Consider the following 22,532-nt stretch of genomic DNA (forward strand, 5'->3'; position numbering starts at 1 on the left):
GGCCGTTTTTTAGACTTGTTGAGATCCCATTATGCGCGTCACCGACTTTTCGTTTGAGCTTCCAGATGAATTGATTGCCCGTTACCCAACGGCGCAACGCAATGCATCGCGTTTACTTACTCTTGATGGCCACAATGGTGCCTTAACAGACAAAAAATTCACTGATTTACTGCAAATGATCAACCCTGGCGACTTGATGGTATTTAACAATACCCGAGTGATCCCAGCACGTTTATTTGGCCAAAAAGCAACTGGCGGTAAGCTAGAGATTTTAGTCGAGCGTATGCTGGATGATAAACGTATTCTCGCCCATGTTCGCAGTTCCAAATCGCCGAAAGTTGATAGCTTGATTGATTTAGACTCTGGGTCTGGTAGCAGCTATCAAATGAAAATGGTTGCCCGTCACGATGCCCTTTTTGAGCTTGAGTTATTATCGGAACTCACCATTCTTGAGGTGTTAGAGCAAATTGGCCATATGCCACTGCCGCCATACATTGACCGTCCTGATGAAGACGCCGATAAAGAACGTTATCAAACCGTTTACAACCAAAAACCAGGCGCGGTAGCTGCACCAACGGCAGGTTTGCATTTTGATGATGCGATGTTGGCAGCGTTAAAAGACAAAGGCGTTAATATTGCGTTTGTGACATTGCACGTAGGTGCAGGCACTTTTCAGCCAGTGCGTGTTGATAATGTGCTTGAGCATAAAATGCACTCAGAGTGGGCCGATGTGCCACAGGATGTGGTTGATTTAATTGGCCAAACTAAAGCAGCCGGTAATCGTGTTATTGCTGTTGGTACCACCTCGGTTCGCTCGTTAGAAAGTGCCGCCAAAGCCTGTGGAGATAATCCATTAACGGCGTTTTGTGGTGATACTGATATCTTCATCTACCCAGGTTTTACCTTCAAAGTTGTCGATGCCATGGTCACTAATTTCCATCTGCCCGAGTCAACATTAATCATGTTGCTGAGTGCTTTTGCGGGTTATGACGAGGTTATGCAAGCCTATCATCACGCGATTGCGCAAAAATATCGCTTTTTTAGCTATGGCGATGCGATGTTTGTGACGAAAAAAGCCCCCTAAAAGCAAAATATGATTTAAAATAAGCGCCCACTGATATGTGGGCTTTTTTAACGCATTTTTTGGCAATATGCGTGTTCAACACTTGAACTGCTCACATTTGCCCTCATTACTAATGAAACAACAACGAGTCAGACTGTTTATCTGGCAAGGTGATTTATGAAATTTGAATTAGATACAACTGACGGCCGCGCCCGTCGTGGTCGTTTAGTCTTTGAACGCGGTACCGTTGAAACCCCAGCATTTATGCCTGTGGGAACTTACGGTACGGTAAAGGGAATGACGCCCGAAGAAGTGCGCGCAACCGGTGCTGATATTCTTTTAGGTAACACGTTCCATTTATGGTTACGTCCTGGCGAAGAAATCATGCGCAAGCACGGTGATTTGCATGATTTTATGAATTGGCAACGTCCCATTTTAACTGATTCTGGCGGGTTCCAAGTGTTCAGTTTAGGTGATATTCGTAAAATCACTGAAGAAGGTGTGCATTTTCGCTCACCTATAAATGGTGAAAAGATTTTCTTAGACCCTGAAAAGTCGATGCAAATTCAAGATTCACTGGGCAGTGATGTGGTGATGATTTTTGATGAATGTACGCCTTATCCTGCAACACATGATGAAGCGCGTAAGTCGATGCAGATGTCTTTACGTTGGGCTAAACGTTCACGTGATGAGTTCGACCGCTTAGAAAACCCCAATTCACTGTTTGGTATTATCCAAGGTGGGGTTTATGAAGACTTACGCGATGAATCGATTGCAGGGCTAACCGAAATTGGTTTTGACGGTTATGCCGTTGGTGGATTAGCGGTTGGTGAGCCCAAAGAAGATATGCACCGCATTCTTGAGCACGTTTGTCCGCAGTTACCTGAAGATAAGCCGCGCTATTTAATGGGGGTCGGTAAACCAGAAGATTTAGTGGAAGGTGTTCGCCGTGGTGTTGACATGTTTGACTGCGTTATGCCGACGCGAAATGCCCGTAATGGTCATTTGTTTACCAGCGAAGGGGTGATTAAAATCCGTAATGCGCGTCATCGTGATGACACGTCAACACTGGATGCCAAGTGTGATTGTTACACCTGTAAAAACTATTCACGTGCCTATTTGTATCACTTAGATCGTTGTAATGAGATTTTAGGTGCGCGTTTAAACACCATTCATAACTTACGTTACTATCAAATGTTGATGGAAGGTTTGCGTGGTGCGATTCAGACAGGTACATTAGACGCCTTTGTTAAGGACTTCTACACGAGTTTGGGACGTGAAGTTCCAGAAGTCCCTGAACTAAAAGACTAATTACAGTTTGGTTAGACTTATTATTGTTCATTTAATTGTTTATTTATAAGAAGAGAGAACTATGTTTATTTCAAATGCATATGCAAACGCAGCGGGCGCTCCACAAGGTGGCGGTACAATGGAATTAGTGTTCATGCTAGTCATGTTCGGTTTAATCTTTTATTTCATGATTTTCCGTCCGCAATCTAAGCGTGTTAAAGAACATAAAAACCTGATGTCTTCAATTTCGAAAGGTGATGAAGTGCTCACAAGCGGTGGTATTTTGGGTAAAGTTACCAAAATCAGCGACGAGAATGATTACGTGTTATTAGCCATTAATGACAACAATCAAATCACCATTAAAAAGGATTATATTGCGGCAGTATTACCTAAAGGTTCTATTGCGTCGCTATAAGCCAAGAGGGCGTCAGAGTGTTAAATAAATACCCTATGTGGAAAAACCTGATGGTGATAATTATTATCGCCATTGGCGCTTTTTATGCTACTCCGAACCTTTTTGGTGAAGACCATGCCGTTCAAGTTGTGGCAACCCGCGGTGCTGAAGTTACCGTTTCCACACAATCAACAGTAACAGACTTACTGGAAAGCAAAGGCATAGCGGTAAAGCGCTCTGAGCTTGAAAATGGTCAGTTGTTGGTGCGTGTTAATAATCCAGAACAACAGCTATTGGCCAAAGAGGCCATTGCTGAGGTGCTGGGTAACAACTACACAGTTGCATTGAACTTAGCGCCAGCAACACCACAGTGGCTTGAGTCTCTAGGTGGTTCACCTATGAAGCTTGGTCTTGATTTACGTGGTGGTGTTCACTTCTTAATGGAAGTGGATATGGGCGAAGCCCTGCGTAAAATGGAAGAAGCAAAAATTGCTGATTTTCGTAGCCAACTGCGTGAAGAGAAAATTCGTTATGCTGGTATTCGCAAAACCGCTAAAGGCATCGAAATTAAGTTTCGTGATGCTGAAACGGTTGGCGTAGCTGAACGCTTTTTGAAAACCAAAAGTAATGACATGGTGTTTTCTGATGGCAGTCGTGATGGCAACTTCTTCTTACTAGCCGATATGAGCGAAGCTTATATCAAGCAAGTAAAAGAAGAAGCATTACAACAAAACATCACCACTATTCGTAACCGTGTAAACGAGTTAGGTGTTGCAGAACCTGTTGTTCAACGTCAAGGCGCTGAGCGCATTATTGTTGAATTACCAGGTGTGCAAGACACTGCTCGTGCGAAAGAAATTTTAGGCGCCACGGCGTCAATTGAATTCCGCATGGTGGATGATAAAGCTGACCCTGAAGCGGCTGCAAATGGCAGAGTCTCAGCGGCATCAGAAGTCTATCAACGTCGTGGCGGTGGCATTGCCGTGCTGCAAAAACAGGTGATGTTAACCGGTGATCATATCACTGGCGCACAGCCGACTTTTGACGAATATAGCCGTCCACAGGTTGCCATTAACCTTGATGCTAAAGGTGGTTCAATTTTCTCTAACGTCACCAAAGACAACATTGGTAAGCCAATGGCGACTTTGTTTATCGAATATAAGGATAGCGGTTTACGTAATCCAGATGGCACGGTGAAAATGACTAAGATTGAAGAAGTCATTTCAGTTGCTACGATTCAAGCACGTTTAGGGCGTAACTTTGTCATTACTGGTCTTGAGCATAAAGAAGCGCAAAGCCTAGCTTTGTTGCTACGTGCGGGTGCGTTGATTGCGCCGGTAACGATTGTTGAAGAACGTACTATTGGTCCTAGCCTAGGTGCGGAAAACATTGAAAACGGCTTACAAGCTATGATTTTTGGTTTAGCCATCGTTTTAGTGTTTATGCTTATTTATTATCGTGCTTTCGGCTTTATTGCTAATTTGGCATTGTTAGCCAATTTGGTCATGATTGTTGGAGTGATGTCAATGATCCCAGGGGCTGTATTAACCCTTCCTGGTATTGCGGGCATGGTATTAACGGTCGGTATGGCGGTGGATGGTAACGTGCTTATTTATGAACGCATTCGTGAAGAGTTACTGGCTGGACGCAGTGTTCAACAGGCAATTCATGAAGGCTATGCCAATGCGTTTTCAACCATTGCAGATGCGAACATTACTACCTTTATGACAGCGTTAATTTTGTTTGCTGTGGGTACGGGGGCTGTAAAAGGTTTTGCGGTGACCTTAATGATAGGTATTGCAACATCGATGTTTACAGCCATTGTGGGTACTCGTTCAATTGTAAATGCGATTTGGGGCGGTAAACGTCTTAAAAAGTTGTCAATATAAGGAAGTATCCGAACATGTTTCAATTATTTTCAGTAAAAAACAGTGTTAACTTCCTGCGTCATGCTGGAGTGATAAGCTTCTTTTCTGTGATATTAGTTATTGCGTCTTTTGTTTCTTTGGGAACCAAAGGCATTAACTGGGGCTTAGACTTTACCGGGGGAACAGTTGTTGAAGTTGAGTTTTCTAGCCCTGTAGACTTAAATGAGCTGCGCAGCAAGTTAACCTCAGTCGAAACAGAAGGTGCGTTAGTACAGAACTTTGGTTCTAGTACTGATGTGTTGTTTCGATTGCCAGTTCGTGAAAACATCAAAAGTGACCTGCAAGCGATGGGAATTATGACCGTTGTTAAATCAATGGATCAAAATGCCATTCAAAAGCGCGTTGAGTTTGTTGGACCTCAAGTGGGTAAACAGCTTGCTGAGCAAGGTGGTTTAGCGGTAATCGTCGCATTAATCTGTATCTTGATTTATGTGTCTTTCCGATTTGAATGGCGTTTAGCAGCGGGTTCTGTTGCGGCACTAGCCCATGACGTTATTGTTACATTAGGTTTATTTTCAATTCTACAACTTGAATTTGACTTAACGGTATTAGCGGGCTTGTTAACTGTTGTTGGTTACTCACTTAACGATACTATTGTGGTATATGACCGTATTCGAGAAAACTTCCTCAAGATGCGTAAAGGCACCCCAGAAGACATCGTTAACCAGTCAATTACACAAACCATGAGTCGTACTGTAATTACTACAGGTACAACGTTAATTGTGGTTGTCGCTCTGTTCTTGAAAGGCGGCACTATGATCCACGGTTTCGCAACGGCATTGCTATGCGGTATTATGGTGGGTACTTACTCATCCATCTATGTTGCAAGTTATCTTGCCATTAAATTGGGTATTAACCGTGAACACATGTTGCCGGTTGAAATTGAAAAAGAAGGGGCTGATCAGCCACCGATGATGCCTTAATCGATCATATTTTTCTAATAAAACGCCACTTTAGCCTGCTAACGTGGCGTTTTTATTTTCTGCCCTAAACCACCTCCTACTTCAGTAGGTGGTTATCATCAATTAGGCTTTGCCTGAAGTATGTTCAATAGCTGATTAACTCAAGTGATACGTGAGCTTTGCTAATCTAATGGTGCGGTACAAGCTTCTAAATCAGGGATGATATAGTTGAGCCTATAGAGATATATTTACGGCGTCTTGTTAACGCACGGTAGGAAAGCGTCTTTTAAGGAGTGGTATCAAAGCCACCTTCTTCAGAAGGTGGATCTTTTACTGGTTAATCATGAGGTTTAACCAAACCAATCTTTCACTTGATCCCATATCCCTAATGATGTGTCTGGGAATAGGTCGACACCTAATGCTGACTTTAAGATATACAGTGACAACAACCCCATCAATATTCCTGCCAATATGACCGCTGTGATACTGAGCATCAGCATGGCCACTGACATTTTCTTTTCTGTGCGAGTATAAGCACGTTTGTTTTTGCCTAACAGAAACACATAATAAAAACGCCATTTGATAAAGGGAAACTTAAACGTACCCCTGTTATCAATAAAGTGGCCACCCCAAGTGTTGGGGCCAAGGGCACTTTTAATGCCGTGCAGTTGCTCATCAGTATATGTTTGGGCTAATGATGCAGGGAGCCTTCCGAGGAGTTTTATAATCAGGTCATCTTGACGAATATCGACTATAACCGGTGATGAGTTGATGGTTTTTTTTTCATCCTTTTGCGGTTGCGTCATTCAATAACCTCGAAGTAGGGGTGTATAAGAGAAACTGTTTAACCATATTCAATTAACACCCATTTGGTTAGGGTGTTAAGTGCTAATAAGTTTTACCTCTCAGTATTAAGCAGATTTGACTGTGATGAATATAATTTATAACGGTATTCGCTGTTGTTGTCTAATTGTTAACCATGGCACAGTTATCAACTCGACAGCAAATAACTTTCGCAGTAGGATGAATAAAAATTTGCTAAAGTGATAAAGACTTAAGCGGCATTTCACCTTAAATAACACGCTAGGATAATAATAATGGAACAACGCAAAGTCTTGTTAACAGGTGGGAATTTACTTCAAGCCCACACTTGGAAAGGCCTGCTAGAAACCAGCGGTATCGATGTTGATTTAAGAGGTGAAGCCTTAATGGGCGGAGTGGGGGAGTTACCCGTTGATATGCAGACCGTTGAGCTTTGGATTGCCCCTGAACAGTTAAATGAAGCACAAGCACTGTTGGCCAGTTTAGATGTCGAGCAGCCTCAATGGCAATGTGTTCAATGCCATGAACAAAACGAAGCCAGTTTTGAATTATGCTGGCAGTGTAGTTCACCACGAAGCGAATCACATAATTAGTAACTATGCCATTGTGAGAGCCAGATACATTTATCTATTTTAAGGAGTTGCTATGCAACCAACTTCCGCATTTGTTCAACTTGTTGATTCAATTCATGACAATGTTACCCATATCACAATTGAACAATTTCAAGCTGACGACAGCTGGGTGTTAATTGATGTTCGCGAAGATCATGAATGGCTCCAAGGCCATCTTCCTAATGCTAAGCATTTAGGTAAAGGGATCATCGAACGTGACATTGAAACGCGTTTTCCGGATAAGGCGACCCCCTTATTACTCTATTGTGGTGGCGGACATCGTTCATCCCTTGCTGCGCATAATATTCAGCTGATGGGATATACCCATGTCGGGTCGTTAGTGGGTGGTTTTAAATCCTGGGTTCAACATCAATTTCCTGTGGTACAAGATTAAGTGCAATACTTTCCGTTATTTGTAGATACTAAAGAACTTTTTGTTCTCATCGTTGGTGCAGGTGAGGTCGCAAGTCGCAAGCTTGATTTGTTAGCCCGCACGGATGCCAATATTCATGTTATTGCGCCGCAAGTCGCTGCAGATGTTGAAGCTTATGCTAATAAAGGCAGAATAAAGCTGTCACGACGAGATGTCTCGGTTGCCGATATGACCTGTTATGACCTAATTTATTTAGCCACCGCCAACGAAACCCTCAATACAGATTTAGCCGTTATCGCAAAGCAAAATGGTATTTGGGTTAATGTGGTCGATAATCCTAAATTTTGTCGTTTCATCACGCCATCTATCGTTGATAGAGGTCGATTAGTGGTGGCCATCAGCACAGCAGGCGCCGCACCGGTATTTGCCCGTACTATTCGCTCACGCCTTGAAACTTTGCTGCCAAACTCTCTAGCGCCCTTGTTTGATTACGTGGCGACTAAGCGTGAAGAGGTGCAGTTAAAACTGACAAATGGTAAAGACAGACGGTTATTTTGGGAACGATTTTTTAATTTAAACCAAGATAGATTTGATGCTGCAACTGAGTCACATTATCAGCAGGCTTTTGATAGTTACGCCAGTCGGGGAGAAATTTTATTGCTTGATGAAAATACCCCCGCAGGCATGTTACCTATTGCGGTTATGCCCTTGCTGCAAAAATTGGATGTGGTGTTTAGCGAAAATGCACTGGATGAGCAAACCAATGAATTATTAAGGCGTGATGCTTCGCGTGAGTCACTACCGCCATTAAGTGTCATTTCAAAGCAGTTTGAACTTGGTGATAGAATGCTACTGGTTGCAGCCGCTGAAAAAATTACTCAGCTTAAAGCACATTTTCCGATGGCAAAACATTTAAGGCCTGGCGCAATTTAAGCTAATTTCTTTTATGATACTGCTATCTTTAATAACCGAGTTTACTCGGTTTTTTCTTTTGTGGACTCAATATGGCCCTTAAATCTACCGTTTATAAAGTTAACTTACAGATTGCCGACATGGACAGGCATTATTATGCCGAGCATCCGTTAACGATTGCACAGCATCCTTCTGAAACAGATACGCGGATGATGGTGCGTTTATTAGCATTTGCATTAAATGCCAGTGAAACATTGCAGTTCAGTAAAGGCCTGTGTGTTGATGATGAGGCAGAGTTGTGGGACGTTGATTTGTCTGGTGTGGTCAATTTATGGGTAGAGTTTGGCCAAGCGGATGAAAAATGGCTTCGTAAAGCCAGCGGCAGAGCCAAACAGGTGATTTTATATACCTATGGTGGTCGCAGTGTGCCGATTTGGTGGCAGCAAAACCAGTCGCTATTAAGCCGCTTTAAAAACCTCAAAGTGGTCAATATTCCTGAACAAGCTGTTGAACAGTTAGCGGGATTTGTGGGGCGTAATATGATGATCCAAGTTAATATTAATGAAGGTCAGGTGTGGTTATCCAATGCGGACACCAGCGTGTTGGTTGAGCCAGAGGTGTTACAGTCATTCTGTTAGCCATCTTACTGTCGGTTAACGAGCGATTGTTTATGCTAGCTCGTTAACCTTGTTTTATTTTATCTGCTATCTTTCAATTCCTCTTGATTTATTCACATTACCTTGATGGCTTGACTGCCTTGTAGGCGGTGTTCTTGCCATCGACTGGCGAACATTATTGACTTGTTTTGCACTGTTAATCTGCCTGTGAGTGTCTTTCCTTGATGATTGCTTTGCTTGGTAACTAGATTGCCCATAAACGGGTTTATGAATACTCGGTTGCGTATACCCAATATGGTCAGCATTTTGTCGTGACTTATCCACTGACATTTTGGGCTGTTGACGCGGCGTAATAACTTGGTTTTTTTGCAGTTGTGCTGCCCGATCATAGTTTTTATTTTGCACTGGCGATTGATGATCTTTTAATTGATCTTTGACACGCTCTTGTCTATCCCATTTTGAGTTGTTGATGGCTTTTACGCGATCATTACTGGCAATTTTATCCCGTGATGGCTGATTGAGTCGATTGTCTTTGTTAACCGATTTGTTGCCATCAAACTGGCGTGGCTTAGCGCCATTTTGTAACGATTGATTCACTCTTTGCTGTGCCGATTTATCTATTTTATGGATAGCTTGACTGTTGTTTAGGCGCGGCTGTTGATGCAGATCTCTGCGATTACTTTTCGCCAGCTGATGATGTTGGTAACGCTGTGGTGAATCATAACGTTTACTGACTACATTGCTGCGGTATGCAACACCATGACGATGTGACGGTTGATGTTTCCAACGCTTGGCACCACTACTGTATGCAATTTTATACGAGGGTTTGTAATAATGGCTATGGCGATGATTTATTACCACCACTTTGCGGTGTGACCAATGCACTGAACCAAAGAAATAATTAAAGTTAATATAAACGCTTGGCCCCCAGTAGATTGGGCGGTGATAAGCGTAAACTGGGCGAGTATACCAATACACTGGCGGATACGCGCGCCAATACCAATTACCATAAACCACGCGGGTATCGTAATAAGGCACATAAATCACTTCAGGCTTAGCCGGTTCAATAATGATTTGTTTTTCAACTTTGGTGACTTTCATATTGTCCATATCATCAAAGCTGTTGGCTTCATCCGCTTGTCGGCGCAGAGTTTGTACCATAGCCAATACAGTTTCCTCATCTTGCAAAAAAGCATCACCGAGGTTTTGGGTCCATTCTAAATCATCATTGAGTTTTTCTAACACAGTGGGAAATGCCGTTAAGGCAATGACACTCGGATCCCATGACTGTTGTTCAGCCAGTTGCATTCTGGTTTCAACATCCACATTGGACTGCTTCTTTACCCAACGATTAGCTTGCACCAGCTCTAATGGGTAGGTAGATGCAATCAGAATATGGGTTAACAAACTGTCAGGGTATAACGCAATCGGCGCCAGCGTTTGTGCCAGTTCAGCTTCTGATAGTTGTTCATCAGATTGTGCAATCTGCTGGTGTTCCGATGTTTGCGCATAAACATGGGTGGGTGAAAAGGCTATGCTAGCAACAAACATCACAGCACATGTGCGTAATAGTAATGACGGTAAAAAGTGAGTTTGTTTCATATCATCTCCAACACTTTTGCTAAGTTAGGTTGATAATACAAAACTGAAAATGAACATAAGCTGAAAGCCAGAGGCTTATCGAGTAAAGCTAAGGCTAAATTTTGCCCCTTTTAGTTGTGCGGAATCACTTACGGTTAATTTTCCCTGATAGCTGTTGACCAAATCACTGACAATCGCTAACCCGATACCATGCCCTTGTTGGTAGGTATCCGCCCTTGCGCCGCGCTCAAAAATTAAGGCTTGCTGTGCGGCGCTTAAGCCTGGGCCATCATCTTCTACCGTGATAATTAATTCGCTTGCTGTGGTTTCTATGCTTAACAGCACCTGATGTTTGGCAGCTTTACAGGCGTTATCAAGTAGGTTACCCATCATTTCGCTTAAGTCGGCGCTGTCACCCTTAAAAATAGCGGCTTGATTTTGGTAAAGCGTTTGCTGGTAATCAATATCTTTATGGCTGCTATGATAGATTTTCGTCAGGGTGCGAATAAGCTTAGTGGCGATATCATCAACATTAATACCCAAATGCCAGGCATTACCTGCAACACTTTGCGCCTTTTTCAGTTGATAGCCAATAATGTGATTAATATGATCCAGTTGCTCATGGCTATCTTGGGTAAGTTGTGGCTGTGATTTGATTACCGCCAGTGGGGTTTTTAAACTGTGGGCGAGATCGGAAAGCGCATTGCGATAACGATTGCGCTGTTGTTTTTCTGTGTGCAGTAGGGTATTTAGCTGTTTGGCTAAAATAGATAATTCGCTGGGGTATGACTGGCTTAATTCGGCCAGTTTTCCTTGCTCAACTAAAGTGATTTCATTGCTGAACTGGCTTAACGGTTTAAGTGTCCAGGCTAACCACACTACTTGAATAATGATTAACACCAACATCAAAATACCTATCCATACCCACAGGGTATGATTAAACTCGTTTGCTTGGATTTGGTAATCGGATTCATCTTTAATGATATGCAGTGTTAGCGGAATAAGTTGTTTTTGATGCGAAAAACTGACGGTAAAGCTAAAAACCACATGCTTTACCTTATCGATTTTTACGCGATAAAACTGGCTTTCACCCACTAACGGTTGGCGCAGTGTCGGGGTGTTAAGGCCAAAAAAAGAGCCCGATGACCATACGGTTTTATGTTGTTGATCACTGATCAGCGCGTATAAACCCGAACCTATAACGTTAAATTGATTTTCCACCAGATGCGGCGGCATATTGATATCACCGTTATCGACTTCAGCAACCGCCAATACACTGTACATATAAGCATTAAGTTGGTTTTCTATCGACAGGGCAATTTGTCGTTCAAAGGCTTTATTTACCGTAAAACCAATAGCAGGTAATAACACCACAATCAGTAACAAACCACTGACCACAAATCGGGCTTTTAATGAATGATGCCAATGTTTGCCTGTCATTATGTGTTGTCTGCAAGAGACCGCAAGCGATAGCCCTGACCGCGTAACGTTTCAATTAATTGATATTGGTTATCGGGGTCTAGCTTTTTACGTAAACGACGAATAAACACTTCAATGACATTCGAATCTAGGTCGAAATCTTGATCGTATATATGCTCAATTAATGTGGATTTAGAGATCACTGCATTTTGGTGCATCATCAAATATTCGAATAATTTAAATTCTGAGCTGCTTAAGGTAATAGGCTGCTGATGCAAACTGACCGCAAGGGTGCGGGTGTTTAACTGTAAAGGCCCGTTATTGATAACGGGACTCGCTTGCCCTGCAGAGCGGCGTATCAAGGCATTTAAGCGGGCAGATAGCTCTTCAACTTGAAAAGGCTTAGTTAAATAATCATCGGCTCCAGCATCTAAGCCTTTGACTTTATCCTGCCAACCATCACGGGCGGTCAAAATTAAAATTGGATAGCTTATTCCTTGTTGGCGCAGTTGTTCAATTAAACTAATACCATCTATTTTAGGTAAACCGACATCAATAATGGCGGCATCAAATAAGGTTTCTTGTGCTTGAAAAAGTCCATCCTCACCATCGGATGCAACATCAACACTGTAATGTGCTTGCTGTAAATGTTGGGCAAGGTTAGCTTGTAAACTTAAGTCATCTTCAACAATCAGTATGCGCATGGTTAGTTCCTTGAGACAGCACCGGTTACCGCATTGACGCTGGCATAAAAAACTACCCCATCATGACTCAATAACTTTACTCGGTAACCAGGATTACCATTGATCTGGCTGGATTGCACCCGTAATACTTTACCGCCAAATTGGCTTTGGGCACGGCTTGAGGCTTGTTGTGCGCTTTTTATGATCAGATTTTGCTGTTTGTTTTTTTGCGGGCCAGGTTGTTGCAGACTATTAAATGGAAATACGGCAATGCTTGCCGCCACAGGTGACATTTGTGCCATGCTGGGCGAGATGAAGTAAAACGCACTGCAAATCAGTGAAGCTGATAATATGGCGCTTTTTAATGAAACCAGATTCATGTGTTCTTCCATTCAACTCAAATGTTCACAGCGTAGTTATCACAACCTGTGTGAGTAATATTCGGCAAAATCAGTCATCAGTGTAAAAGATCCTCTCCACTTTATAAACACTTAACACGCAACTGTGATGATTATCTTCTAATCAAAATGAATAGAATCTGAATGAAATATATTTTCATGTTCAGCTTGGATTCATTTTGAATGGTTTCTAATGCGCTTAAGCGAAGAGCCATTAAGGAATGATTATGAAATCGCATAATGTGTCGTTATTAAGTCAAACAAAACAAACCGCTTTTGCCACCTTGATGATGGTTGGATTAACCGTCTCTCCCTTAGTTACAGCCCAAGAGGTTTTAACTCCCCTAAAGGCTGTGAGTGAAGGTCGTATGATAAAGGGGCAATTAGACGGTTTTAGCAATGAAGATAAACACAAGCAAATTGAAAAGCTTAAATTACATGCTCAACAGCACGTTAGTTCAAAAAACGTATTTGTTTTGCGTGATGAGCGCATTGCTGCTTACCAACAAGGTCAGCTGACATCACCTGATTTATCTTCAATGAACATGCAACAAAGCACCTTAGATACCAAGGTCAATATCAACCGTGTTCAAGTGCAACAGGCTCAGCAAAGTGGCTTCGGTTACCGTGATTTTGCTATTTTTCAAGCTTATAGCCGTTTATTTGATGACCTTGATCAGGATGGATTTTATCACACCTTCAGTGTGGCATTTGATGCCGATGTTTATGGTTACACCTTAAATGAGCCGGCAAACGTTTATGCTGAAATGTATCTAAGCCGAAACGGCGGCCCGTGGGAACATTATTATACAACGGATGTTTTCACCATTTATGGTCAATCAGAAGACGATGACTTTGAGGTGCTAACCACGTTGAGCCAAGGCTATCAAACCGATTTTTACGATGTGCTTATCGACTTATATGAATATGGTTACCCCGAAGTGGTGGCGACATTAAGTGCCGATGAAGCCGATGGTTTATATGCTTTAGCGCTGGAAAGTCAAGATCGTGATGTGGTGTATGAGCAAGAAATTATTGAAGAAGTGGTTATCGTAGAAGGGGGAAGTTTGTCATGGTGGGCATTAATTCTTCTGATTGCTGGCTTATTCAGCAGACGGGGCGTGATGCAGAAAATACATTAGTCCAAAAGCGTAAGTTATCGATACAATCATCACCAATTATTGTTGTCACTTGAATGTCATCAAACATGGCGGTGAGAAACAAGTGTGTAATTAAAAGTAGTGTATAAGTGAGTGTTAACATCATGCAAAACAAATATAAAGTGCTATTCGTCTCTGGGGCGATACTGTTATCAGGTTGTCAGTTACCAAATCCATATACTGGCGAAGCAGAAAACAGCAAAGCCACAAATGGCGCTATTATTGGTGCCATTGGTGGCGCTGCGATTGGCGTTGCCTCATCCAGCAAAAAAGATCGCGGTAAAGGTGCATTAATTGGCGCAGCATCGGGCGCAGCTTTGGGTGGTGGTATTGGTTATTACATGGATGTGCAAGAATCTAAATTGCGTCAGCAATTAAAGTCAACGGGGGTTAGCGTGACCCGTAATGGCGACAATATCATTTTGAATATGCCTAATGATGTGACCTTCGATGTGGATCAAACGGTACTGAGTCAACGTGCTAAATCAGTTTTAGACAGTGTTGTGCTGGTGGCCAAAGAGTATGATAAAACCCGTCTTAATGTGATTGGCTATACTGACAGTTCAGGTTCAGATGCTTATAACCTACGTTTATCTCAGGTTCGTGCCAGCGAAGTGGCGCAGTACATCACTAGCCAGAAGATCAGCGGTGGTCGTGTTTCTTCAACGGGAATGGGTAAAAGCCAGCCGATAGCATCAAATGCTGATGCGGCGGGCAGGGCGCAAAACCGCCGTGTTGAAATTATGCTGACACCAATCGGTTAACTTTCTGTCATTCAACAACAATCAAGCCACCGCAAGGTGGCTTTTTGCTGTACAAGGGGCAATAACATCTAGCGACTATCATCTGTACCTGTGAAAACAATCACTAATAAATCAACTTAAACACCGGTTGCGATTTTGTTTTCGGTGGTATTAATATCATTTTTAAGTGCCAACATGATCATCATACCGATACTCACAAAGGGAATAAAACTGGCGATAAAACCAATCAACGTCACCATTATCGGTGTTTTTGTTTTACGTTTTGCCAGTATGGCAATGATGATTGTTGAGATAACCAGCCACACAATAAACAGTTGGCCAAGCAAGGTTGCATTGATGCTCATTGATAGAAATCCCTCTCTAATAACGTGTTTTCACTAATATACCGTTGTTTACCATTTTAAAGCAAAGTCATTAATTGAAGCGCTGCTGCATTAAATGACGGTTGATTGCACACTTCCTTGCTTCAATTGGGTTGTTAGCACATCGCCCTTGCTTACTTTTGAAGAATCTGTAACAACGCTATCATTCAGTTTGGTAATCGAATACCCCCTCGTTAACGTTGATAAAGGACTGACGGTTTCCAGTTGATGCACAGCATGTTGTAAGCGTAACTCTGCTTGGCGAAAGTAACTTTTACTGGCATCGTCAAATCGTGTTGCTAAAAACGCCAATCGATTACTTTCGACTTTTAAGCTATTTACCGGAGAGCATTGCTGTAATCGATTATGTAATTGCTGTTGCTGCATCGCAGCACGATTTATACGCTGTTGTAGTGCATTGTGTAAACGCATCTGCATTTCATCAAAGCGTTGTTCAAATTGCTGTAAGCGCCTAGCGGGATCGTGGCGTTGTAATTGATGATGCAAACTCACCAAGCGGCTAGTGTGATGTAACTGATAGTGACGAATACTTTGCTGTAATCGGGATAGCATTAACGCTAACTTTTCAGTTTTATTGCCTTTGTCTTTAGATAATAACTCTGCCCCAGCAGAAGGCGTTGGTGCCCGTACATCGGCAACGTAATCACTGATAGTGGTGTCAATTTCATGTCCTACCGCGCTGACAATGGGAATGGCACTGTTATAAATGGCATGGGCAAGTAATTCATTATTAAAGCACCATAGGTCTTCTAACGAACCACCACCACGGGTTAATAGCAACACGTCAACCTCAAGGCGTCGATTGGCTTGTTGAATCGCATTACAAATTAACTGGCTAGCCGCTCCACCTTGCACTTGCGTGGGGTAAACTATTACCTCAATAGAGGGATCGCGCCTTGCTAATACATGTAATACATCTCGAAGCGCTGCGCCTGTTGCTGAGGTGATCACGCCAATACGCTGAATATTATCCGGAAGTGGACGTTTAGTTTCTGCGGCAAATAATCCTTCTGCCGCCAATTTCATTTTTAGGGCTTCGTATTCTTGGGCTAATAACCCGTCACCAGCGGGCAGCATAGACTCGATGAGTAATTGATAATCGCCGCGGGGTTCATATACGCTAATTGCACCTTTGACTAATACTTGTTGACCATTTACCGGACGAAAGCGCACAGACTGATTGCGGCCTTTAAACATGGCGCAACGAATTTGGGAAAAGTTATCTTTAAGGGTGAGATACCAATGGCCAGAAGAAGGCGAAGAAAAATTGGATATTTCGGCATTCAGCCATATCTTACCCAATTGACCTTCCAGAATTTGCCTTACTTCACCGTTTAATTTGGACACGGTATAAACATTGTCTTTTGTGGCACTCATGTCTTTTCTTATTCTAAAGGTAATAAAAACCTATTTTCCATTTACCAACCCCAATATGCAAGGTATAATCCCGCCGCAATATTTCACCTCAAATCCTACTTAAATAGGGAGATGTTGCCATGCTACGTTTACTGAAAGATGCACTAACCTTTGATGATGTGTTGTTGGTTCCTGCCCACTCGACCGTACTCCCTAATACCGCGGTTCTCAAAACGCGTTTAACGAATAAAATCGAACTTAATATTCCGCTAGTGTCAGCTGCAATGGACACAGTGACAGAGTCACGTCTTGCTATTGCTATCGCACAAGAAGGTGGTTTAGGTTTTGTTCACAAAAATATGAGCATTGAGCAACAAGCCGAAGAAGTTCGTAAAGTTAAAAGTTATGAAGCGGGTATTGTTCAAGATCCAGTCACTGTTACCCCATCTACTAGCCTGACCGATTTACGTATATTAACCGAGAAAAACGGTTTTGCTGGCTACCCAGTGGTCAATGATGCCCATGAACTTGTTGGTATTATTACTGGCCGTGACGTGCGTTTTGTTACCGATTGGAGCAAAAACGTATCGCACATGATGACGCCAAAAGAGCGTCTAGTGACTGTTGCTGAAGGCACTAAGTTAGATGAAGTGCAAAAACTGATGCACTCACACCGTATTGAAAAAGTGTTAGTGGTTGACGATAACTTCAAGCTAAAAGGCTTAATCACAGTAAAAGACTTCGAAAAAGCAGAACGTAAACCCAATGCCTGTAAAGATGAATTAGGTCGTTTACGCGTTGGTGCTGCCGTGGGCGCAGGTCCTGGTAATGAAGAGCGTGTTGATGCCTTAGTGAAAGCCGGTGTTGACGTGTTATTGATTGACTCATCGCATGGCCATTCTGAAGGGGTATTACAACGTATCCGCGATACCCGTGCAAAATACCCTGATTTACAAATTGTTGGTGGCAACGTAGCTACAGCAAGTGGCGCATTAGCGTTAGTTGAAGCGGGTGTGAATGCCGTTAAAGTGGGTATTGGCCCTGGTTCAATTTGTACTACACGTATTGTTACTGGTGTCGGTGTGCCGCAAATTACTGCAGTATCAGATGCCGCAGAAGCTGTGAAAGCATTGGGTATTCCAGTCATCGCCGATGGTGGGGTGCGTTTTTCTGGTGACTTAGCAAAAGCATTAGCTGCTGGTGCATCTTGCATCATGGCCGGTTCAATGTTTGCTGGTACTGATGAAGCGCCAGGTGAAACCGAACTGTATAAAGGTCGTGCTTATAAATCATACCGTGGTATGGGATCGCTAGGGGCAATGGGGCAAACTCAAGGCTCATCAGATCGTTACTTCCAAAGTGACAACGCCGCTGACAAATTAGTACCAGAAGGTATTGAAGGTCGCGTGCCATATAAAGGTAAATTAAAAGAAATTATCCATCAGCACATGGGCGGTTTACGTTCATGTATGGGCTTAACAGGTTGTGCGACCATTAAAGATCTTAATGAAAAAGCCCAATTTGTAAAAGTAACCTCTGCAGGTATGGGTGAGTCACACGTTCATGACGTGACAATTACCAAAGAAGCGCCGAACTACCGTTCAGGTTCTTAGTGTGAATAAGGGCGGCGTAAGCCGCTCTTGTTTATCTATTTAATGACTTAAACACACGGTTTAAGTTAGTGCATTAATCATTATTTGAAGGTACTCCATGAGTAATATCCATGAGCATAAGATACTGATCCTTGATTTTGGTTCTCAGTACACCCAACTTATTGCCCGCCGTATTCGCGAAATTGGCGTTTATTGTGAACTTTGGGCATGGGATGTCACCGAAGAACAAATTCGCGGCTTTGCCCCAAATGGTATTATTTTAGCCGGTGGCCCAGAAAGCGTCACCGCTGACAATTCTCCTCGAGCCCCTGAATATGTGTTTAACGCGGGTGTACCTGTTTTAGGTATTTGTTATGGCATGCAAACTATGTCAGAGCAACTTGGCGGTAAAGTGATTCAAGGTGTGGGTGAAGGTGAATTTGGATACGCCCAAATTGAATTACAAACCACCTCAGCGTTATTCAAAAGCATTGAAGATGCCGTTAGCGCTGAAGGCAAACCATTACTTGATGTGTGGATGAGTCATGGTGATAAAGTGTCTGCTATTCCTGAAGGCTTTGTTGCCGTTGCAAAAACGGATACCTGTCCTTATGCGGCCATGGCAAATGAAGACAAACAATTCTACGGCGTACAATTCCACCCTGAAGTGACCCATACCCGTCAAGGTAAGCGTATGCTTGAGCATTTTGCGCTTGAAATATGTGGTTGCCCTGCAAACTGGAAACCATCTTCAATTATTGAAGATGCGATTGAGCGTTTGAAAAAGCAAATTGGTGATGACGAAGTTATCTTAGGCTTATCTGGCGGTGTTGACTCATCAGTAGTAGCTATGTTGTTACATCGCGCAATTGGCAGCAAGTTGACCTGTGTATTTGTGGATAACGGTTTATTACGTTTAAACGAAGCTAACCAAGTGATGGAAATGTTTGGCGATCACTTCGGACTCAATATCATTCATGTTGATGCTGAAAACCGCTTCTTAGATGCAATGGCTGGTGTGGCTGATCCTGAAGCTAAGCGTAAAATCATTGGTCGCGTGTTTGTTGAAATTTTTGATGAAGAGTCGAAAAAATGTGCCAATGCAAAATGGTTAGCACAGGGCACTATTTACCCTGATGTGATTGAATCAGCGGGCAGCGCAACAGGCAAAGCGCATGTAATTAAGTCGCATCACAATGTGGGCGGATTACCTGATGACATGGAGTTAGGTTTAGTTGAGCCATTACGTGAATTATTTAAAGATGAAGTACGTAAAATTGGTTTAGAATTGGGCCTACCCTACAACATGCTTTATCGTCACCCGTTCCCAGGCCCAGGTCTTGGGGTGCGAGTGCTTGGTGAGGTGAAGAAAGAATATTGTGATTTACTGCGCCGTGCGGATGCTATCTTCATTGAAGAATTGCACAAAGCCGATTTGTATAACAAAGTTAGCCAAGCATTTACCGTGTTTTTACCTGTACGCTCAGTAGGTGTAATGGGTGATGGCCGTAAATACGATTGGGTGGTATCACTGCGTGCAGTCGAAACTATCGACTTTATGACCGCACATTGGGCACACTTACCTTATGATTTCTTAGGTCGTGTTTCTAATCGTATTATCAATGAAGTGGATGGTATATCACGTGTGGTTTACGATATTTCAGGTAAGCCACCTGCAACGATTGAATGGGAATAATTTCATTCAGTGTCAGCTGATACTCTGTTAAAAAAGACGCTTCGGCGTCTTTTTTATTTGTTAGAATATCAGCATTATTGATTTTGTTAGGTTAGATAAGTGACTCAAAGCGAACATGCGATAGACCCCCTTGATATAGCGCAGCAAGCAATCGATCAAAAGTGGATGGCCGTTGCTATGCAATTGGCAGAGCTGGCCGAACTGAAAGGTGAGGTGCCAGTGGGCGCTGTATTGGTGAAAGATGATGTGATGATCGCAAGTGGCTTTAACTTAAGTATTCTCAATCATGATCCAACCGCCCATGCTGAAATGGAATGTATTCGCCAAGCGGGGCAGGTTTTAGAGAATTACCGCATGATCGACACCACCTTATATGTCACTTTAGAACCTTGTGCCATGTGTGCAGGTGCTATTGTACATAGCCGTATTAAGCGAGTGGTGTATGGTGCCGATGATTTAAAAACGGGTGCGGCGGGAAGTGTGATTAATTTATTACAACATGCCCAGTTTAACCATCAGTTAGCAGTTACATCTGGCGTGTTGGCTGATGAATGCAGTATGCAATTAAGTGCTTTTTTTAAACGCCGCCGTCAGGAAATCAAAGCTTTAAAACAGGCAAGGGCAGAGAGTGCTGAATTAAAATAACGCGCACATCATGTCGATAGGCGGTAAATGACAGATAAAAAAACGGATGCCTAAGCATCCGTTGTTTGAAAAGAAAAGAAAGAGTGTTGCCTGTTTTTGATACGTCTTTTTTGCAGTTTTAACATCACGCGTCTGCGAGAGCTTATATTGCTTATTAAACGTCTTCTCATAAATACTCCATACTCTTAACCATGCGCTAAAAGCTAAGGATTAGCCTTTAGGACTCTGCGTGCTATTTGTTAGATTACGATTCACTTCCGCCACGGCTTCAGAGCCATTTCCGGGAGTCAGTGTTTCCATTTGTTTAGATTGGTTATCAACCCACACAAGTGTGTCGTAGTAACGACGGATACTGTCAACATAATGCACAGCTTCACTGCCTCGAGCATAGCCATAACGTGTTTGTTTATAATATTTAGATTGTTGAAGTAAAGGCAATACCTTTTTTACATCTCGCCACGCACTGGGATCCATTCCCATGGATTGGGTCAGCTTGCGTGCGTCTTCAACGTGACCTAAACCAATATTATAAGAGGCTAATGCAAACCAAATACGCTCGCTATCAGGGATCGACTCTGGCAAACGATCAATCATGTCTTTAAGGTAAATCGCACCTCCACGAATACTTTGCTCTGCATCAAGGCGATCATTTACGCCAACATATTCAGCCGTAGGGCGTGTTAGCATCATCATACCTCTTACCCCCGTGGGTGAGCGAGCTGATGGATTCCAATGTGATTCCTGATAGCTGGTGGCGGCAAGTTTGCGCCAATCAAAATCCCCTGCGTATTGCTCGAACATGGACCGATACTCGGGTAACACATTATCAATTGCGCGAATAAAGGCACGGGTGTCGACGTAATCAAAGCGTTTTACATGGCCAAAGTATTTTTCATTTAAATGTTCTAAGGTGCCAGCACGTTTTTCTTTGTGCCAAAATGCGAGCAGCTTGCTCATTAAACGATCGCTTTCGTCTGCAGGTAAAAGCCAAACGACTTCTAGTTTCTCTTCTAAAATCATCCCCGCGCGCAATTCAGGTAAAAAACGCTGGTTTATCAACAGGCTGTTAGAGTCTGAAATAGTGTAATTGATGTCACCATTAGCCACTAATGCAAACAAATCATCATAATCTTGATCGTTAACCTGATTCCAAGCCAGATCTGGATGGTTTTTTTGTAACTGAGTCAATGTATGAACCGATGAAGAATGCGAGGCAACGGTAATTTCACCTGGTAAAGTCGCGATATCTTTTGGCTCAGGTGTGCCTTCCTTGTAAACCAACACCTGGTTTACTTTGTACATGGTAGGACCCAGTTTAAATTGTTGAGAACGGTTGGGGGTTTTGGCTATTCCAGCGGCAATGATGTCAATTTTACCGTCTTTAAGGGCTTGAAACAGTTGTTTGCGGTTAGTGAAAGGGACCATTTGTAATGGTAACCCTAGGTAATCAGCAAATTTATTGGCCATTTCAAAGTCAAAGCCAGACTCTCCTAACTCTTCAGAGTTAAGATAAATTTGCGGCCCATAAAGCGTGCCGACGCGAAGTTCGGTACGTTCAGACACTGGAGATATAATGTCTTCTGATTGTGGTGTTTCAACTGGCTGACAAGCGATCAGTGTAACCGCAAACAAAATGACAAATAATTTTTTTATCATAATTATTAATCAATTACTTTCTAGAATAACGTTAAGAATCGAAATGAATTGCTGTTATAAAGCTAAGTAAGAAAGAACAAATAGCTGAGCTGTAGGGCTTGTTATCGGACCTATTTTAACAGGTGTTATTGAAATCGCATAGTGACGGTTAAATAGTGAGCAACTCAACTATCAATAACTGACTGTTTTGTTGTTTTATCCTCGATATTAGGCGCCCATTTTAACGGTCATCATAATCACCTTTGGATTTCAAAAAACATCAATTTCATCTTTTAACTGGCGATAAA

22 protein-coding genes are annotated in these 22,532 nt (G+C 42.6%); 14 read left to right on the forward strand and 8 right to left on the reverse strand.

Going from position 1 to position 22,532, the window contains the following annotated elements:
- The first annotated feature begins 31 nt into the window (after nt 1-31).
- The 5 genes from queA (at nt 32) to secF (ending at nt 5,598) form a co-directional block, all read left to right on the forward strand.
- On the forward strand, nt 32-1,084 hold the full coding sequence (gene queA / locus OHT75_RS13740; RefSeq protein WP_264727516.1) for a tRNA preQ1(34) S-adenosylmethionine ribosyltransferase-isomerase QueA: 1,053 nt from the start codon (nt 32-34) through the stop codon (nt 1,082-1,084).
- A gap of 156 nt (nt 1,085-1,240) precedes the next feature.
- A complete protein-coding gene (gene tgt / locus OHT75_RS13745; RefSeq protein WP_264727517.1) occupies nt 1,241-2,374 on the forward strand; it encodes a tRNA guanosine(34) transglycosylase Tgt in 1,134 nt (377 codons plus the stop codon).
- A gap of 61 nt (nt 2,375-2,435) precedes the next feature.
- Complete coding sequence (yajC, locus tag OHT75_RS13750) at nt 2,436-2,768, forward strand: preprotein translocase subunit YajC (RefSeq protein WP_188841037.1); 333 nt, start codon at nt 2,436-2,438, stop codon at nt 2,766-2,768.
- Nucleotides 2,769-2,785: 17 nt separating this feature from the next.
- Entirely contained in the window at nt 2,786-4,636 is a 1,851-nt protein-coding gene (secD, locus tag OHT75_RS13755) for a protein translocase subunit SecD (RefSeq protein WP_264727520.1), read from the forward strand.
- Nucleotides 4,637-4,650: 14 nt separating this feature from the next.
- Nucleotides 4,651-5,598, forward strand: coding sequence for a protein translocase subunit SecF (secF, locus tag OHT75_RS13760; protein ID WP_264727522.1), 948 nt, complete (start codon nt 4,651-4,653; stop codon nt 5,596-5,598).
- Nucleotides 5,599-5,927: 329 nt separating this feature from the next.
- Here the strand turns inward: secF and OHT75_RS13765 are convergent, their stop codons facing one another.
- A complete protein-coding gene (locus OHT75_RS13765) occupies nt 5,928-6,383 on the reverse strand; it encodes a hypothetical protein (RefSeq protein ID WP_264727524.1) in 456 nt (151 codons plus the stop codon).
- Nucleotides 6,384-6,674: 291 nt separating this feature from the next.
- Here OHT75_RS13765 and OHT75_RS13770 point away from each other — a divergent pair, with 291 nt between their 5' ends.
- The 4 genes from OHT75_RS13770 to OHT75_RS13785 all read left to right on the forward strand — a co-directional run bounded on the left by OHT75_RS13770 (nt 6,675) and on the right by OHT75_RS13785 (nt 8,933).
- On the forward strand, nt 6,675-6,992 hold the full coding sequence (locus tag OHT75_RS13770) for a putative signal transducing protein (RefSeq protein WP_264727526.1): 318 nt from the start codon (nt 6,675-6,677) through the stop codon (nt 6,990-6,992).
- A 52-nt stretch (nt 6,993-7,044) separates the two neighbouring features.
- Complete coding sequence (locus tag OHT75_RS13775; RefSeq protein ID WP_264727528.1) at nt 7,045-7,404, forward strand: rhodanese-like domain-containing protein; 360 nt, start codon at nt 7,045-7,047, stop codon at nt 7,402-7,404.
- Nucleotides 7,405-8,316 (forward strand): precorrin-2 dehydrogenase/sirohydrochlorin ferrochelatase family protein, encoded by a 912-nt coding sequence (locus OHT75_RS13780; RefSeq protein WP_264727530.1) that lies wholly within the window; start codon nt 7,405-7,407, stop codon nt 8,314-8,316.
- A gap of 71 nt (nt 8,317-8,387) precedes the next feature.
- Nucleotides 8,388-8,933 (forward strand): YaeQ family protein, encoded by a 546-nt coding sequence (locus OHT75_RS13785; RefSeq protein WP_264727532.1) that lies wholly within the window; start codon nt 8,388-8,390, stop codon nt 8,931-8,933.
- A 66-nt stretch (nt 8,934-8,999) separates the two neighbouring features.
- Here OHT75_RS13785 and OHT75_RS13790 read toward each other — a convergent pair whose 3' ends face one another.
- From OHT75_RS13790 to OHT75_RS13805, 4 genes are all read right to left on the reverse strand, one after another.
- On the reverse strand, nt 9,000-10,514 hold the full coding sequence (locus OHT75_RS13790; RefSeq protein WP_264727534.1) for a DUF3300 domain-containing protein: 1,515 nt from the start codon (nt 10,512-10,514) through the stop codon (nt 9,000-9,002).
- Nucleotides 10,515-10,589: 75 nt separating this feature from the next.
- Complete coding sequence (locus OHT75_RS13795) at nt 10,590-11,933, reverse strand: ATP-binding protein (RefSeq protein WP_264727536.1); 1,344 nt, start codon at nt 11,931-11,933, stop codon at nt 10,590-10,592.
- A complete protein-coding gene (locus tag OHT75_RS13800; RefSeq protein WP_264727538.1) occupies nt 11,933-12,616 on the reverse strand; it encodes a response regulator transcription factor in 684 nt (227 codons plus the stop codon). Before OHT75_RS13800 ends, OHT75_RS13795 begins: the two co-directional genes overlap by 1 nt.
- A gap of 2 nt (nt 12,617-12,618) precedes the next feature.
- Nucleotides 12,619-12,975 (reverse strand): PepSY domain-containing protein, encoded by a 357-nt coding sequence (locus OHT75_RS13805; RefSeq protein ID WP_264727540.1) that lies wholly within the window; start codon nt 12,973-12,975, stop codon nt 12,619-12,621.
- A 245-nt stretch (nt 12,976-13,220) separates the two neighbouring features.
- On the opposite strand from OHT75_RS13805, the gene OHT75_RS13810 reads away from it, so the two are divergent.
- Nucleotides 13,221-14,135: a choice-of-anchor H family protein gene (locus OHT75_RS13810; RefSeq protein WP_264727542.1), complete on the forward strand. Its 915-nt coding sequence runs from the start codon at nt 13,221-13,223 to the stop codon at nt 14,133-14,135.
- 122 nt (nt 14,136-14,257) lie between these two features.
- Nucleotides 14,258-14,917 carry an OmpA family protein gene (locus OHT75_RS13815; RefSeq protein ID WP_264727544.1) on the forward strand — a complete coding sequence of 220 codons (660 nt, stop codon included), beginning with the start codon at nt 14,258-14,260 and terminating at the stop codon, nt 14,915-14,917.
- Between the two features lie 116 nt (nt 14,918-15,033).
- Here OHT75_RS13815 and OHT75_RS13820 read toward each other — a convergent pair whose 3' ends face one another.
- Together OHT75_RS13820 and xseA are read right to left on the reverse strand one after the other, a co-directional pair.
- Nucleotides 15,034-15,261, reverse strand: a complete 228-nt coding sequence (locus tag OHT75_RS13820; protein WP_264727545.1) for a hypothetical protein — start codon at nt 15,259-15,261, stop codon at nt 15,034-15,036.
- A 90-nt stretch (nt 15,262-15,351) separates the two neighbouring features.
- Complete coding sequence (gene xseA / locus OHT75_RS13825; RefSeq protein ID WP_264727547.1) at nt 15,352-16,677, reverse strand: exodeoxyribonuclease VII large subunit; 1,326 nt, start codon at nt 16,675-16,677, stop codon at nt 15,352-15,354.
- A gap of 119 nt (nt 16,678-16,796) precedes the next feature.
- Between xseA and guaB the strand changes: the two genes are divergently transcribed.
- The 3 genes from guaB to tadA all read left to right on the forward strand — a co-directional run bounded on the left by guaB (nt 16,797) and on the right by tadA (nt 20,589).
- Entirely contained in the window at nt 16,797-18,269 is a 1,473-nt protein-coding gene (guaB, locus tag OHT75_RS13830) for an IMP dehydrogenase (RefSeq protein WP_264727549.1), read from the forward strand.
- A 97-nt stretch (nt 18,270-18,366) separates the two neighbouring features.
- Nucleotides 18,367-19,944 (forward strand): glutamine-hydrolyzing GMP synthase, encoded by a 1,578-nt coding sequence (guaA, locus tag OHT75_RS13835; RefSeq protein WP_264727551.1) that lies wholly within the window; start codon nt 18,367-18,369, stop codon nt 19,942-19,944.
- Nucleotides 19,945-20,043: 99 nt separating this feature from the next.
- Nucleotides 20,044-20,589, forward strand: coding sequence for a tRNA adenosine(34) deaminase TadA (gene tadA / locus OHT75_RS13840; RefSeq protein ID WP_264727552.1), 546 nt, complete (start codon nt 20,044-20,046; stop codon nt 20,587-20,589).
- A 210-nt stretch (nt 20,590-20,799) separates the two neighbouring features.
- Here tadA and mltF read toward each other — a convergent pair whose 3' ends face one another.
- Entirely contained in the window at nt 20,800-22,245 is a 1,446-nt protein-coding gene (gene mltF / locus OHT75_RS13845) for a membrane-bound lytic murein transglycosylase MltF (protein ID WP_264727554.1), read from the reverse strand.
- Nucleotides 22,246-22,532 lie beyond the last annotated feature (287 nt).

It is taken from the genome of Shewanella subflava, assembly GCF_025971955.1.
GTDB lineage: Bacteria > Pseudomonadota > Gammaproteobacteria > Enterobacterales > Shewanellaceae > Shewanella > Shewanella subflava.

Bases quoted from the DNA above. Each gene is read 5' to 3' on its own strand.
- queA (WP_264727516.1), top strand. From the start codon at position 32: ATGCGCGTCACCGACTTTTCGTTTGAGCTTCCAGATGAATTGATTGCC.
- tgt (WP_264727517.1), top strand. From the start codon at position 1,241: ATGAAATTTGAATTAGATACAACTGACGGCCGCGCCCGTCGTGGTCGT.
- yajC (WP_188841037.1), top strand. From the start codon at position 2,436: ATGTTTATTTCAAATGCATATGCAAACGCAGCGGGCGCTCCACAAGGT.
- secF (WP_264727522.1), top strand. From the start codon at position 4,651: ATGTTTCAATTATTTTCAGTAAAAAACAGTGTTAACTTCCTGCGTCAT.
- OHT75_RS13765 (WP_264727524.1), bottom strand. From the start codon at position 6,383: ATGACGCAACCGCAAAAGGATGAAAAAAAAACCATCAACTCATCACCG.
- OHT75_RS13770 (WP_264727526.1), top strand. From the start codon at position 6,675: ATGGAACAACGCAAAGTCTTGTTAACAGGTGGGAATTTACTTCAAGCC.
- OHT75_RS13775 (WP_264727528.1), top strand. From the start codon at position 7,045: ATGCAACCAACTTCCGCATTTGTTCAACTTGTTGATTCAATTCATGAC.
- OHT75_RS13785 (WP_264727532.1), top strand. From the start codon at position 8,388: ATGGCCCTTAAATCTACCGTTTATAAAGTTAACTTACAGATTGCCGAC.
- OHT75_RS13790 (WP_264727534.1), bottom strand. From the start codon at position 10,514: ATGAAACAAACTCACTTTTTACCGTCATTACTATTACGCACATGTGCT.
- OHT75_RS13795 (WP_264727536.1), bottom strand. From the start codon at position 11,933: ATGACAGGCAAACATTGGCATCATTCATTAAAAGCCCGATTTGTGGTC.
- OHT75_RS13800 (WP_264727538.1), bottom strand. From the start codon at position 12,616: ATGCGCATACTGATTGTTGAAGATGACTTAAGTTTACAAGCTAACCTT.
- OHT75_RS13805 (WP_264727540.1), bottom strand. From the start codon at position 12,975: ATGAATCTGGTTTCATTAAAAAGCGCCATATTATCAGCTTCACTGATT.
- OHT75_RS13810 (WP_264727542.1), top strand. From the start codon at position 13,221: ATGAAATCGCATAATGTGTCGTTATTAAGTCAAACAAAACAAACCGCT.
- OHT75_RS13815 (WP_264727544.1), top strand. From the start codon at position 14,258: ATGCAAAACAAATATAAAGTGCTATTCGTCTCTGGGGCGATACTGTTA.
- OHT75_RS13820 (WP_264727545.1), bottom strand. From the start codon at position 15,261: ATGAGCATCAATGCAACCTTGCTTGGCCAACTGTTTATTGTGTGGCTG.
- xseA (WP_264727547.1), bottom strand. From the start codon at position 16,677: ATGAGTGCCACAAAAGACAATGTTTATACCGTGTCCAAATTAAACGGT.
- guaB (WP_264727549.1), top strand. From the start codon at position 16,797: ATGCTACGTTTACTGAAAGATGCACTAACCTTTGATGATGTGTTGTTG.
- guaA (WP_264727551.1), top strand. From the start codon at position 18,367: ATGAGTAATATCCATGAGCATAAGATACTGATCCTTGATTTTGGTTCT.
- mltF (WP_264727554.1), bottom strand. From the start codon at position 22,245: ATGATAAAAAAATTATTTGTCATTTTGTTTGCGGTTACACTGATCGCT.